This is a genomic window from Bacillus sp. FSL W8-0770 (genome assembly GCF_038008705.1).
GTDB lineage: Bacteria > Bacillota > Bacilli > Bacillales > Bacillaceae_G > Bacillus_A > Bacillus_A cereus.
In genome coordinates, this window is record NZ_JBBOZR010000002.1 from 158,823 (window position 1) to 175,047 (window position 16,225).

A 16,225-nucleotide genomic window follows, 5' to 3' on the forward strand; every position below is an offset into this window, starting at 1 on the left:
AAAATTAATAGTGTACAATTTAAAAAAACATTTCACTTATTTACATGTGCTAATAAGAGCATTTGTTTAAAACTCATTTTTATACTCTTTACCAATTCATGAATATGCGGTTTCTCTAACATACTCAGATGGGAACCTGGCACTTGCAAAGCATATACTTCCCCTGATGTATATTCATTCCATCTGTTATAATCTACTAGTGGGTGAATGTCATTAATAGATGCATTAAATAGAAAGATATCTGCTTTTATTTTTTGTTTACAATTATATTTTAGGTATGCATATCTATTAGCTATCATTACTTTTAACTTATTCATCATTGGATCTTCAAAATTTTGCTGACAACTATTTTCATTCAATGTAAATTTTTTCAGTAAAGATTCTATTAATTGTTCTTCACTCATTTGCTCAAAACTAATTTTCTCAATCCCTAACTGATCATTGAATTTTTCCAATTCTTCAAATGCATTGTTAATATTTAAACTAAGAATCTCCTTACCTTGTTCAATAGGATGAACATCAAGTAAACCTAGAAAACTAACTTTATCACCTATTTCTTCTAATTTTCTAGCCATTTCAAATGCAACTATTCCTCCAAAAGACCATCCTAATAAGGTATATGGCCCTTCTTTTTTTACTTGTTTAATCTCTTCTATATATCTTACCGCCATTTCCTCTACAGATAAGTATGGAAATCTATTATCATCATATCCTATAGATTGTAACCCATATACAGTCTTATCCTCTCCTAATTCTCTAGCCAAATCATAATAGTTTAATATACCCCCTCCTTGTCCATGAATAATGAACCATTGACTATCCTTGTTTGTCCCATTTTGAATTGGAATTAAACACTCACTGTCTATTCTTTTATTCCTACTTATTACATCACTTAATTGTTCAATAGTAGCCTTTTGAAATAATAAACTTAATGGCAGTTGCACATTAAACATTCTCTTGATATTTTCGAATAACTTTAATCCCTTAAGAGAATGACCACCTAATTCAAAGAAATTATCATTTATACCAATACTATTTACGCCTAATATACTACTCCAAATATCAATTAAACTACTATCTATTTCATTTCTTGGTGGTACATAATTACTATTGCCCAGTGTATTTAGCTTCGGTAACTTACTTCTATCTATTTTCCCATTTTGTGTTAATGGTATATTGTGAATTGGTATGAGTTGTTGAGGTATCATATAATGTGGTAACTTTGTTGCCAAATATGCTCTTACCTCTGGAATAGGAATATCTTTTTCTGTAACTACGTATGCACATAAATACTTTTCCCCAGCTTCATCTTCTTGATCTATTACTACGGCCGTTTTGATTGTCTCATATTTTAACAAACTCGCTTCTATCTCACCTAGTTCTATTCGATATCCCCTTATTTTTACTTGATGATCGACTCGGCCCAAGTATTCAATGTTACCATCAGGTAGCCACCTTGCTATATCCCCTGTTTTATATAGTTTCTCACCTCGTTCAAATGGATGATCAATAAATTTATCTGCTGTTAATTCTTTTCGATTGATGTATCCTCTAGCTAACCCTATGCCAGAGATACATATTTCACCTGGAACACCTATAGGTTGTATCCTATGAAATGAATCCAATATATAAATTTTAGTATTTAACAATGGCGAACCTATCGGTACGTTTTGTGTTGTAATTTCTTTATTGCTCTCATATCGATAAGATGTACAACAAACTGTAGCCTCTGTAGGTCCGTATCCATTTAATATTTGGAGGTTCCCCCTAAATAGATGATCGTATTTTGCGAGTAATTCTGTTTTAATGGGTTCTACTCCCACAAGTAGCTTATTTAACACTATCTTCTGGTTATCTTTAACAAAATAATCATATATTTCATTTAATAAAGTAGGTGGAATATATGATAATGTAACCTGTTCCTCAAGAATGACTTGTACAAGTTTTGATACATCAAACTTCTCACCTTGATAAATAGTCATTCTTGCGCCATATATCAATGGGACAAATATCTCAAAAATAGTAACATCAAAAGAAATACTACTTGAGAATAGAACGTTATCAGTTATCCCTATATCTTGAGAGAAATCTTCATACATTGCACACAAAAAGTTAGTCAAGGATCGATGTTCAATCATTACTCCTTTAGGTTGTCCTGTAGAACCTGATGTATAAATAACATACGCTAAGTTGTGAGGTTCTATCATCATGTGCATGTCTTCTCCTGGTTCTTCTTCAAAAGACATATCCATTAGATCTATTACATTACCTTGGAATTCTATCCCCTTTATAATAGAGTTTTGATGTACTAATACATGTGAACACCCACTGTCGGTCAGCATATATTCCACTCTTTGTTTTGGTAAGTCGGTATCAATTGGTAAATACGCCCCACCTGCTTTTAAGACACCTAATATACCTATAACCATCTCGATGGAGCGTTCCATCATCACACCAACAATGGATTCTCTTTTAACTCCTTGGTCTAATAACCTTCTCGCCAACTGATTAGCTTTTATATTTAATTCATTATATGTAATTCCTTTTTCATTACATACAACGGCTATTTGATTAGGGTTCCGTTTTACTTGTTCTTCAAACATTTTATGCACTAATAAATGATTAGAATTTGAATTCTCTTTTTTGTTAAATTCATTCATAATACAATGGTCTTCTTCTATAGATAACATATTAATATTACGCAATCGTACTCTAGGGTTATTAGTTACTGCCTCAACTATATTTGTAAAATGTACCATTAACCTTTCTATTGTCTCCGCTTTAAATAACTTAGTACTATATTCTACTTTTAAATGAATGTTATTATCTATTTCCGTTGCTACTAATGACAAATCAAATTTTGAAACTGACTGCTTAAACGGATACGGTGTAAATTCTAATTCACCAATAGATATTGGATTCATATCCATGTTTTGAAAAACAAACATGGTATCAAATAATGGATTTCTACTTGTATCCCTATGCAAGTCTAAACCTTCTAATAGTTCTTCAAAAGGATAGTCTTGATTTTCATAAGCTTCTAATGTATTGAGTTTTAATCTACTCAAAAACTCAATAAACTCATCGTCATTTTCTAGATAATTTCTCATTACCAAAGTATTAATAAACATACCAATCATATGATTAGTATCAGAATGAGACCTTCCAGCAATAGGCGAACCTACAATAATGTCTTCTTGACCTGTGTATCTAGATAAAAGTATGTTATAAATGGCCAATAAAATCATATATGGCGTGGTACCAGTTTCAGTTGCTAACTTATTTACTTTAAAAGTTAAATCTGTTCCCAAATTAAAAGAACAAACATTACCTTTAAAGCTTTGTATAGTCGGTCTTTGAAAATCGGTTGGAAAATTTAAAACCGGGAGTTCTCCTTTTAAAGTTGTTAACCAATAATTCTTTTGTTCACTAATTAGATTCTTATAGTAAGGTCCATTTTGCCACATCACATAGTCTTTGTACTGCACTCTCAATTTTGGAAGCTCATTTCCTTTATACAATTCTACAAACTCTTTTATTAATATCCCCATTGATAAACCATCAGATATTATATGATGCATATCTACTACAAGGATATGTCTTTCTTCTGCTATCCTTAAAAGCAACACCCTTAATAATGGAGGTTTTGATAAATCAAATGGACTTATAAACTCATGTATTAAATTATCCGCATCTTTTTCATTTACATGAACGTATTCAATATTGAAATCTACATTAGGCTCAATTTTCTGCACTAATTCCCCATCTAAAATTTGAAAAGAAGTTCTTAATATTTCATGTCTCTCAATTAAAGATTGAAATATATTTTCAAACTTATCTTTACAAATATCCCCTTCTACTTTAAGTATTGTGGGCATATTATAAGTTGTATTTGTACCATCTTCGAATTGATCTACTATAAATATTCTCTTTTGTGACGTAGAAGCTAAATAATATTCTTGTTGTTTTACAGGTTCTATGGAAATATAATTACTTTTTTCCATTTCTAATATACATTTTGAAAAATCAACCAAAACAGGAAACTTAAATAGGGATTTAATAGATAATTGCACATTAAATTCTTTATTAACGATAGAAATTAGCCTAGCAGCCTTTAATGAATGACCACCTATCTCAAAAAAATTATCCCGTATTCCTACCCTTTGTATTCCTAATACATCTTTCCAAATCTCAACTAATTTTCTTTCTGTAGAATTTGTCGGCTCTAGATGACTAGATTTCAAATTATTAATAGGTTGAGGTAATTTTTTTCTATCTATTTTTCCGTTTTGTGTTAACGGTATGTTTTGAATGGATATGATTTGTTGAGGTATCATATAATATGGTAACTTGGTTGCTAAATATGCTCTTACCTCTGGAATAGGAATATCTTTTTCGGTAACTACATACGCACATAAATACTTTTCTCCACTTTCATCTTCTCGCTGTATTACTACGGCGGTTTTGATTGTCTCATATTTTAACAAACTTGCTTCTATCTCACCTAGTTCTATTCGATATCCCCTTATTTTCACTTGATGATCAACTCGTCCCAAGTATTCTATGTTACCATCAGGTAGCCATCTCGCTATATCTCCTGTTTTATATAATTTCTCACCATGTTCAAATGGATGATCAATAAATTTATCTGCTGTTAATTCTTTTCGATTGATGTATCCCCTAGCTAACCCTATGCCAGAAATACATATTTCTCCTGGAACACCTATAGGTTGTAGCCTGTGAAATGAATCCAATATATAAATTTTAGTATTTAACAATGGCGAACCTATTGGTACGTTTTGTGTTGTAATTTCTTTATCCCTCTCATATTCATAAGATGTACAACAGACTGTAGCCTCTGTAGGTCCGTATAAATTTAATATTTGGAGGTTCCCCCTAAATAGATGATCGTATTTTGCGAGTAATTCTGTTTTAATTGGTTCTACTCCCACGAAAAGTTTATTTAACGATATCTTCTGATTCGCCCTTACAAAATAATCATATATTTCATTTAATAAGGTAGGTGGAATATATGCTAACGTGACCTGTTCCTCAAGAATGACTTGTACAAGTTTTGGTACATCAAACTTCTCACCTTGATAAATAGTCATTCTTGCTCCATATACCAATGGGACAAATATTTCAAATATAGTAACATCAAAAGAAATACTACTTGAGAATAGTACATTATCAGTTATCCCTATATCTTGAGAGAAGTCCTCATACATTGCACACAAAAAATTAGTTAAGGAACGATGTTCAATCATTACCCCTTTGGGCTGGCCTGTAGAACCTGATGTATAAATAACATATGCCAAATTTTGAGGTTCCATCGTTATCTGCAAATCTTCTAATTGTTCTTCTTCAAAAGGAATATCCATTAGATTTATTACACTACCTTGAAATGCTACTCCCTTTATAATAGAGTTTTGATATGTTAGTACATGTGAACACCCGCTGTCTGTCAGCATATATTCCACTCTTTGTTTTGGTAACTCGGTATCAATCGGTAAATACGCCCCACCCGCTTTTAAGATACCTAATATGCCTACAATCATCTCAATAGAGCGTTCCATCATCACACCAACAATGGATTCTCTTTTAACTCCCTGGTCTAATAACCTTCTCGCCAACTGATTAGCTTTTATATTCAATTGTTTATATGTAATTTCTTTTCCATTACATACAATCGCTATTTGATTAGGATTCTGTTTTACCTGCTCTTCAAATAATTGAGGAGCTGTTACAGTCTCACAAAGTAATGTTTTATGAACTCTAGTCGTATGATTGAAATCAAATAATATTTGATTCTTTTCTGTTTTAGGCATTACATCTAGATCCATTGCAGATTTATTTGGATCTTTCATTAATATATCTAAAATATTATATAAATGATTAACTATTCTACTAACTAATCCTTCACTATATAAAGTAGAATTGTAATCCACTTGAACCTTTAACTGTTCTTCATTTTTCATAAACCTAATAACCATATCAGAGTTTATTTTATCTGTACTCTCATAACAATGAATATCATCTAACATTACTATTGTATTTAATGAGGGAAGATTATTACTCTCTCCATCTAGACTTAATAATTGAGTAAGTTTATTAAAAGGAAAATGACAATGTTCATTTGACTCTAAAATTGTTTCTTTAATTTTATATATTATTTCTTTAAAATTATCTTCTTGATTTATTTGAGTACGTAATAATAAAAAGTTGTTTTGAAAAACCGTCTCTTCTTGACCTTGTTTAAAAACTGGCATTCCAATTACTACATCATCCTTATCGGTATATCTACTTAAGAGATATTTCACGCATGATAATAAAATAGTGTACAGTAACATATCAGAATTATTGCTAATTGCTACAGCTCTCTTCGCAATATCCGATGGGAATTGACAATAATAACTTTCTTTAGAAGCCTGAATATTATTTAAAGACAGACAATCACAAGGAAATCTACTTAACTCAACATCACCTGATAACTTGTCTAACCAATATTCTTTTTCTTTTTTAAATTTTTCACTAGATAATAAAACCTGCTGGGTAAATTTATCAAGCATTTTTTCTTCCCACCATTCTCTATGATATTGATACTAAATACTACATATTTAGTGGTTATGTTCCCCATAGACCTATCCGTTTTATCATGAGGGGGCACAATCATACTCGTCATTGGGAGTTTTCTTCCTCAGTAATAAAACTCCCAATGACGACCAATTAGATTGCTACTTTAACGATAGAAGTTTCACATAAAGCATAGAAATGCACTTTTCTCTTACTCAGATACATCTCTTAATTTTTTTACTTCACAGATTTTACCCTATCTAGTATTTTCATAATTAACTCGCCCACGATGTCAGCTTGATGTAGTAAAAACATATGACCACCATTAACTATTAGAAAATGAACCTCATTGCCCCATTCTACCCACTTCTTAGCCCCTTTTACTGTATAATTAGAGTCTGTTGTTCCACTAATAATATATAGGGGCGCTTTCAACAATGTTGTGTCATCATTTATATAATTCTCAATGGCACGAAAGTCTGATCGAATAACTGGAAGGATATAGTTTAAAAGCTCCTGATGTTGTAATACTTCATCTGGTAATCCTCCCAAAGACTTTATATAATCTATAAAGTCTTTATCATCTAAATGATTTGTTTTTCTTCTTATTTCCGGTGGATTCATAGCAGAGATAATAACATTTTTAGGATTTATGCCCTTACTTTCTAAAATTTGAGCCATACGGTGAACTATAATTCCTCCCATGCTATGGCCAAATAATGTAACCTCTCCCTCTAAAATTGGTTGCATCTCCATTAAATATAAATTAACAAGATCATCTATGTTATCAACTAGTGGAGAAAGATTAGGACCATGGCCTGGAGGATCAAATGAAATAAGTTTTATATCTTTCGGTAAATAATTCTTTAAAGGTAAAAAAGAATTCGAATAGCCCCCAGCATAAGGAACACAAACCAAATATTTGTTACTATTCAATCCTGGCGATAAATCTTTCATTAATTTTCTCAAGTGACTTCTCCTTTATTAAATAAAATTTTCATCAAATAGTTGTTTAATCAAACAAATTATCAATTTCTTCATCACTAAGGTTTAAGGTTTCAAAATCTGATGAAGTAAATTCTTTTGTTTGCATTTGACAACAGGATTGGATATATGTCTGTAGTCGTTCTAGATAATCTGAAAATAAATTTTCTACAAAATTCTTTTGAAAATGACTTGTACTAAATGTCACATGAATTTCTAAGCTTTTATTCTTAACCATGGCCACAATATCCAATAATGCAGTAATATGATTATCTTTTGATTGTTCACTGCCACTTTGATAATCAACAATAGTAAACCATCCATCCCCGAGAGAATTATCTATCTCTCCTAAATAGTTAAAACGAATTATATTTTGAGTTAAATCTTTGCAAGAAGGAAACTTCTCTTTAAGAATTCCATATCCAATTCCCTTATTAGGTCTTTTACGAACCTCTTCTTTAACACTCTTTATTTGATTAGCAATATTATGCGAAACTTGTAATACAATAGGATACATCGTTGTAAACCACCCTACTGTACGTGAAATATCAAGATGCTCAAATAATTCCTCTCGACCATGACCTTCTAACTCAAATTTAATTTGATCTTGGTTTGTATATTTACCTAAATTTTCTGTCAACACAGCAAGTAACAACTCCATTGGTTGTGTATTGTAAGGCACATTTGCAGTAGTTAATAGTTTTCTTGTATCATCTGCATTCAATGTAAAGGTAAGAGTCGTACAACTTTCAACAGTACTATTTTCTTTTTCTCTATTAATTTGAAAATTATTATCTAGCGTGTTATCTATGGATTCCCAATAATCTAATTCAGCATGTACTAAATTAACTCCTCGACTATTTAAAGCTTCAGACCAATCTTGGAAAGAGTTAGTTTTTAATGGTAGCGATGGAACTTCTCCTAAATACAAGCTATTCAAACATCGGTTTGCATCTTCAATTAAAATACGCCAGGACACAGCATCAACAATAAGGTGGTGTGCAGTTAATAATAACAACTGTTGATCATTTGAAAGCTGGAATAAGGCCCCTTTAAATAATGGTCCTACATTCAAATTTAAACTTCCTTTTAACTCTTCACCTTTTATATGAACCTGATTCAAAGCCATTTCAATTGGAATTTCAGACAAATCAAACATGGTAACCTTAGAATCAACAATGGACATATCTTCGTCATAATAGAAGTAATCCTGCTTATCCTCATACCTTAACCGTAACAAATCATGATGATGCATGATCGTATTTAACATCTTATTAACATATTCTTCTTTAACCGGCTTCTTCAAAGACAGTAATACCGATTGATTCCAATGATGCGGGTTCTTGAACTGTTGATCAAGGAACCAACGCATAATAGGAGTAGGCTCTACCTTTCCTGTTACCAATGTTTGTGAGACTGTAACATCTTTTTGTTTAACTAACATTGCTGCCAATTCACTTATAACTGGATAATTTAGTACATCTTTAACTCTAACTTTCCATCCCAGTTCTTGTAATCTAGCGCTCACTTGGATCGCTTTAATAGAATCTCCACCTAAATGATAAAAATTACTATGCAATTCGATTCTATCAGTCTGTAATATTTCCATGAGAACTTCACTAACCATTCCAGTAACATCTTCATCTACTTCTTCTAAATGAGTATGATTAGAACCGTTATTTAACATCGGATCTGGCAACGCTTGACGATCTACCTTTCCATTGATAGTAAGCGGTAGCTGATCCATATAGATAAAAAATGAAGGAATCATATAACTTGGTAGCATATGCGAAATAAAACTGCGTATTTCTATATTTTGAACACTGTCTTTCAAAACAATGTAAGCAACTAGATGATTTGAATTATCCTCACCTTGCCAATTCACCACTACTACATCTTTAACAGACTTGTGTTGTAACAGTGCATTCTCAACTTCCCCTATTTCAATACGATATCCTTTAACTTTCACTTGAGAATCCATCCGTCCTTGATACTCAATTAATCCATTTGGCAACATGACAGCTAAGTCACCACTTCGATACATCTTCTCACTCGAAATAAATGGATTGGATAAAAAACGTTGCGCTGTTAAATCCGGACGATTTAAATAACCTTTAGCTACCCCATCACCCGATATATAAATTTCTCCTTTTACACCAATAGGAACCGGCTGAAGATTCTTATCTAATAAATATATTTGAACATTATCAGCTGGTGTACCAATTGGTACGGATGCTCTTCGATCTAGATCTGGATCATAACGATGAATCATACATCCAACCACAGTTTCAGTTGGTCCATATTCATTAATTATTTCAACTTTACCGCTAAAAAGATCATATATCTTTTCGGCTACTGAGGTTTTCAAATCCTCTCCACCCACAATCAATCTGCGAAGAGATGAAACTCTTGGGGGTGAATAGTTATTTAACAATGCTAAATGTGAAGGCGTAACTTTCAACACTGTTACTACATTTTCCTTGAGTATTTTTGACAAAATAAACTCATCTTCATTATCATGATATATTACTAACAATAAACCACTTATTAAAGGAGTGAATATTGAAGTTACTGTTAAATCAAAAGAAACGGATGAATATAATGCAAAAACATCATTCTCACTACTAATATAGTTCTTTTTAGCCCAGGAAATATAGTTAACCAATCCACGTTGAGTGATTACAGTTCCTTTAGGATTCCCCGTGGTTCCAGAGGTATAAATTATATATATTGGATCATTTGGTGCAGTTACTAGGGTTAGATTGGCATTATCTCCTTCATAAAGTTTCTGATCACATATATTAATTTTCTCACCTAAATATTCTAAATTACCCTCATTTGTATAGTCAGTTAAAAGTAATGTTGTGCCGCTATCATTCAAAATATAACGAATTCGGTCCTCTGGGTAGGAAGGATCTATAGGCAAATATGTACCTCCAGCCTTAATAACTCCCCAAATTGCAATTACTATCTCAAGTGAATGTTTAGCTAGTATACCCACGACTTGACCATTTTTGACTCCTTTTTCTCGTAACTTTCTTGCTAACTGATTAGATTTCTTATTTAATTCAAGATAAGTCATTGATCTATCAGCATGTTGAATTGCTATTTTTTCTGGTGTCTGTTTTACTTGTTCTTCAAATAATTCTTGAATAGTTTTTTCTTTCGGATACACAACAGCTGTATTGTTAAATTTCTCTAACATAAACTTTTGCTCATCATCCGATAACAAAGATAATTCTTTTATCGATTGATCTTCATTACGTAAAACTTGTTCTATTAAAGCTAAAAACCTCTCATGCATACAATTGATTTGATCTTCTTCAAAATCCGCGACTTTATAATCATATTGAATTTCTAAACCTTCATCTGCCCATTCCTTAATAACTAACTGCAATGAATAGGCTTGGTAACCACTGTAAAACTCCACGTTTTCTAAAGAAAATCCATCAATAGTATTTTTAAGTTTTGTATTATAGTAATTCACACTATATTGAAATAAACCATCGTATCCTTTACTAGTCAATTGCAAGTCTTTTACCAATAAGTTATAAGGATAACGCTGGTGAAATAGACATTGTTTTATTTCATGATTTACTCTTTTAATGAAAGATAGAACACTCTCATCTCCATCAACATTTAACCGTAACGGCATTGTGCTAGTAAACATACCTACTATTTTCTTTTCTAGTACACCGGAACGATTTAGTACAGGAGATCCAATGATTATGTCTGATTGATCATACATTTTATGAATATAAATAAGCATAAAGGTTGAAAATAATGTATTCATAGATATTCTATGTTTTTGTATAAAAGACTGTAGAGCAACCGATTTTTCTTTTTCAATTAAAAATATCTTTCGTTTCCCTTCTAGAGAATGAGATGTTTTTGATAAAAAGAAATCTGGCAGATTCATAAATTTCTCATTCCAATAATTCTTATTTTTTACGTATCGAGGGGATTCCAGATATTTCTCCTCTGCTTGTAAATAAGACAGATAAGTAGATTCAACCGTATCATTTATATGCTCATCATTCTTTAACTTAGAGTAAAAATCGATAATTTGACTCGTCATAAGTTGGATTGTCCAACCATCAGCTATAATATGATGAAACTTAACAAAATAGGAGCTTTCTACATCACTTATTTTCAAGAGCACAAATTCAAACAGAGGGCCTCCTTCAAGTGGAATTTGTTTTTGAAATTCATCCTGGGCCCATTTTCTAGCTTCTAAACTTGGATTATGATGATTAGAAAAATCAATTAAACGTATTGATGTAGGTTCAAATGGTGATATATATTGGTGGGGTTCTCTATGTTGTTGAAAAATCCGTAGACGTAAACCATCATTTTTCTTAATGAATAATTGAATTGCTTTTTCTAAAATTGTAAAATTAATTTCCCCATTAATAAGAACCATCCCTCCGATGTTATACATAGATGTGTTTGGATAAATTTGTTCATTATACCAAACTCTTTTTTGTGGATGCGTAAGAGAATGCTTTACAATTGTTTGTTGCATATTTCCACTTCCCCTCTATCCACATCCGTTGGTGTTTCCGGAAATTGTATATTAATATAGTGAGGATAAGGATTTATATTCTCAAGATTATGTTCTAAAATTAATATTCCATTTTCGTTGCTAGTTTCCTTAAATCCAGCTAATCGGTACGTAACAAACATCATACGGTTACGGTCAGTCTGTCGAAACTCAGCCAAAAAGCGTTTACCTGCCTGTTTTGTCCTTTCCATTAGATATGTGAGGAGTATAGTACCAACGCCACGGGACATTACACGACAAGACATGAGAAGAAGTTTTAGACAGTCGGCTTCCTCCGTCTTTTTTACAAGTGTTAAACCAATCTTCCCATAGGAGCCATATTTGTCTGATAACTCACAAACTAATAATAAATAATCTGGATGATTACGATAATAGTTTAATTCATCATAATCATAGGTAATACCAGTCGAATTTAATTGATTCGTACGTACTGTTAACTCCTCTGCACGCTGCAAATCTTCCTCACGAGCCTCACTAATCACAAAATTCATCCCAAGTGAAGCTAAAAATTCTTCTTTTGGGCCTTCATATTCTTCTTCATCCTTCGTTCTCTTAAGATTTTCTAAATACATCAGTCTTCGACGACGTGAATCTTCTGTAATTCTTTTTGGTTGTAGTCGTGGCAAGTCTAATAACGACTTATATTCATTTACATGTATACACAGAATATCATTATGAACACTCTGTACTTCTTCTAATTCAAACGGTTGGTCATCAATGAACGCAAAAGTATCAATACCTATGTTTAAATTTTTTCTAATTTTCTCAATGGAACTAGATTTAGAGTTCCAATGAATCTCCGGATATAAAAAATACTCTTCTATTCCAAATTCCCGTAATTTAGCTATTGCATCTTCGTAGTTATTTTTACTAGCAACTGATTGCAGTATTCCACGTCGATCTAATTCACATATAATTTCATAAATTCCAGGTTTTAAAGTAACTGTACCACTCTCTAATAAAACACCATCCCAAATTGTACAATCTAAGTCCCAAACAACACATTTAATTTCCTTACTCATGATAATGCCTCCTTTGTTTTCTTCATTTTCACAGTTCCCATCTCCATCACTATAAGCTTATCTGCCAAATGAAAATATTGATCGTCGTGAGTAATAGCAATAATACATTTACCCTTCGCTCGCATTTGAGGTAACAATTCTTCATAAAAGAAGCGTCTATAACCAGGATCTTGATCTGCTGCCCATTCATCAAATAAAAGTATAGGTCGATCTTCCAAATACGTAACCAGCAATGCCAACCTTTTCTTTTGTCCAGTTGATAGTTGCGTAGTAGTAAAGCGCCCATTCTCAATGCCAACCTTGTCACTCAGTTGGAGAAGTTCTAAATAATGATCGATTTCTGCTTTCATTCCTTCTGTATTAATTCCATATAGCCTATCAAAAACATGAAAATCACTCAGGATAGCTGAATAGTATTGATTCAATTCCTCTGGAGCTATTTCTTTTCCATTTAATAAAATGTTACCTTCATTAGGTTCATATAACCCAGTAATCAGTTTTGATAAAGTAGATTTTCCACTCCCATTACCACCAGCAATAAAGACTATTTCTCCAGAATTAAACTCCATGTCTATTGGACCAATACCAAAACCAGTAAAATCTCCATCTTTATTCTTATACTTATAACTTACATTTTGTAGCTGCAAACAAATTGGCACATCTAAGTACTCTTTTGTTGTCGCGATTTGCTCATTTGCCTTTATATGATCTACACTCTTCACCATTTGTTGAATACGTTGCCAAGAAATACGTACATTTACGAGCTGAGGGATACCGCCCAGTATTTCATTAACTGGACCTGTCATATACAGAAAAACGATTACATAGTTACTTATCGTCTCTTTCGGCATATTAACAAAAATTTCTGGAAATACGAAAACTACAATACCAATAACAAAAATGAATAATAGTTCTCCCAGAACAAACACATTTGCAAATTTAATATCTCCTATCGTTCGTTTAACACGATAGTTATTACAGCTTTCATTCATAACTTCTCGAAAATCGTTTCGTTTTCCAGTATGAAGCCTAAGCTCTTTGAAACCATGTCTTAGATCACCAATCAAACGAAAATATACATTCTGAATATCTCTTGTTTCATTCCAAACTTTATCTGCTTGTCGTCCGATCAAAGAATATACCCCTGCAGTAATAAAGATGATACACAAGGATAGTAAAAAGGCATACATATTCATTACACCAAGATAGAGAAAACAAAATAGTAACGTTAATAAACTTGTTCCAGCAGTAACTAATAGATTGAGAGAACGAGAGATAACTTCCGTATCGTTATTTAATGTCGCCTCTATTCGGCCCTTCTCAATCAACTCCAATTTGTAATAAGGAGTCTGTAACAACTTATCTGTTAATTCCATCCTTTTTTCATAAACTAGCTCGTTTGTATACGATACAATGCTAGTTCTAATAATACGTTGTGAAAAGACATACATAACGATTCCAAGTACAAAGTAAAACAACAAGCCATTTTCCAAATTATTTGATCTAACAAACGTTTCATTAATCACAAAAATGAGAAAGGCATTACCAAATCCTGATATTAATCCCAAAACAATTAAAGTCAAAAGCGACTTTCCCTTTTGTCTTGGAAAACAAAGATTTAAGAATGTATGGATAACATAGGACAAACCCACCCCAGCAATTGCATATATTGCAAGTACAACAGTTGAAGGAGCCCAAACTTTTATAAATGCCCACGGAAGCCCTCCAAACAAGAGATTTGGTAGTTGATAAAGTGCATAAATCATTAGCCCATATATCGCAACAACTAATACCATATGTAACCATGTTTTTCCCGTTGGTAATATAAACTTTCTTTTTCTAAAAATAATCTCCCTGATTAAATGAAATAACATGACCAATAACGTTAGTAAACACAAAGATGAGATCACAAATAAGGCTGTTCCTATTTGATCCGTTTTCTTATATTCATCATAGAGTAACGGTTTAACTTCTTTATCTATCATCATATTTAAAAGACTGCTACCGATATAGTAAGTGTAATTACTATTCAGATTTGCTAATACTACGACCCCTATCTGTTCCTCATCACGGAAACCAATATACGATGAATAATTTGGGTTACTTCCACCATGTGAAATTTCCCCTCCACCACTTTGATAGACCTCCCATCCAGCTGCATATGAGGCTCCATTGCTATCTGGGGCAACCTTTCTATTCGCTTTATGAGAATCGTTAATCAATTCCTCCGGAAACATCCTAGGCTTTTCAACCCCAAGCTGTAATTTTAACCATCTTTCCATATCATTTATATTTGAAATAAAATATCCAGCCGGTGTATTCCCCCTATAATTAGGAGCGTCATAGGGTAATGATTGTAAGAAATTACGCTTGTAACCTTGGGCCATGTTATCTAATGGGGCCATCTCACGTCCAGCGTATGTACTCAATAGATCCAACTTTGATAGCACATGATCTTGAACATATCTTTCAAATGATTGATTAGTTGCCTTCTCGATTACTAAGCCTAATAGATCGTAGTTAACCGTAGAATATTCAAAACTGCTACCCGGCTCTCGGTTTAGTCCTATTGGCATAACATTCCTAATCGTTTTCTCAATAGAATCTTTGCCATTGGTTATAGGAATATATCCAATGGCCTTTTCCGGTATTCCACTAGTATGGTGTAATAAGTCATAAAGTGTAATTTCATAAGGTTTGCCTTTATACTCCATTTCAAACCATGAAACATATTTAGTTAAAGAATCACTAAGTTTAATTTTCCCTTCTTTTTCTAGCTGCAATACAGCTAATGCCGTAAAAGCTTTTGAAGTAGAACCTAGCTCGAAAAGCGTCTCATTCGTAACTTGACGTTTTTTGTTTGTATCGGCATAGCCATAATTCTTCTTATAAATCGTTTCATTTCCTTTTACAATTACTACTGAAAGTCCAGGAATACCCGCTTGAGATATTTGTTCTTCTATATGCTTCTGTATTTTCTTCTCATTAAACTGTACCGTTTCCTGTGCTTCCACCTGTCGATAAGGGAGTACTATTAAGGTCATTAAAATGATAAACTTCAACCATATGTTTAACTTCATAT

Annotated in this window: 5 protein-coding genes; all 5 read right to left on the reverse strand. The window is 32.5% G+C overall.

The window, feature by feature from the left end; all coding sequences use genetic code 11:
• Positions 1-32 precede the first annotated feature (32 nt).
• Positions 33-6,569 (reverse strand): amino acid adenylation domain-containing protein, encoded by a 6,537-nt coding sequence (locus tag NST27_RS27630; RefSeq protein ID WP_098289504.1) that lies wholly within the window; start codon positions 6,567-6,569, stop codon positions 33-35.
• Between the two features lie 241 nt (positions 6,570-6,810).
• Positions 6,811-7,542 carry a thioesterase II family protein gene (locus tag NST27_RS27635; protein WP_001228848.1) on the reverse strand — a complete coding sequence of 244 codons (732 nt, stop codon included), beginning with the start codon at positions 7,540-7,542 and terminating at the stop codon, positions 6,811-6,813.
• 43 nt (positions 7,543-7,585) lie between these two features.
• On the reverse strand, positions 7,586-12,082 hold the full coding sequence (locus NST27_RS27640; protein ID WP_001187894.1) for a non-ribosomal peptide synthetase: 4,497 nt from the start codon (positions 12,080-12,082) through the stop codon (positions 7,586-7,588).
• Positions 12,064-13,143, reverse strand: a complete 1,080-nt coding sequence (locus NST27_RS27645) for an HAD-IIIC family phosphatase (protein WP_000031544.1) — start codon at positions 13,141-13,143, stop codon at positions 12,064-12,066. Before NST27_RS27645 ends, NST27_RS27640 begins: the two co-directional genes overlap by 19 nt.
• Entirely contained in the window at positions 13,140-16,223 is a 3,084-nt protein-coding gene (locus tag NST27_RS27650) for a cyclic peptide export ABC transporter (RefSeq protein ID WP_061661910.1), read from the reverse strand. Before NST27_RS27650 ends, NST27_RS27645 begins: the two co-directional genes overlap by 4 nt.
• Positions 16,224-16,225 lie beyond the last annotated feature (2 nt).

What these genes read in the sequence shown, in the direction of transcription:
- NST27_RS27650 (WP_061661910.1), bottom strand. Translation starts at nt 16,223, where the DNA reads ATGAAGTTAAACATATGGTTGAAGTTTATCATTTTAATGACCTTAATA.
- NST27_RS27640 (WP_001187894.1), bottom strand. Translation starts at nt 12,082, where the DNA reads ATGCAACAAACAATTGTAAAGCATTCTCTTACGCATCCACAAAAAAGA.
- NST27_RS27645 (WP_000031544.1), bottom strand. Translation starts at nt 13,143, where the DNA reads ATGAGTAAGGAAATTAAATGTGTTGTTTGGGACTTAGATTGTACAATT.
- NST27_RS27630 (WP_098289504.1), bottom strand. Translation starts at nt 6,569, where the DNA reads ATGCTTGATAAATTTACCCAGCAGGTTTTATTATCTAGTGAAAAATTT.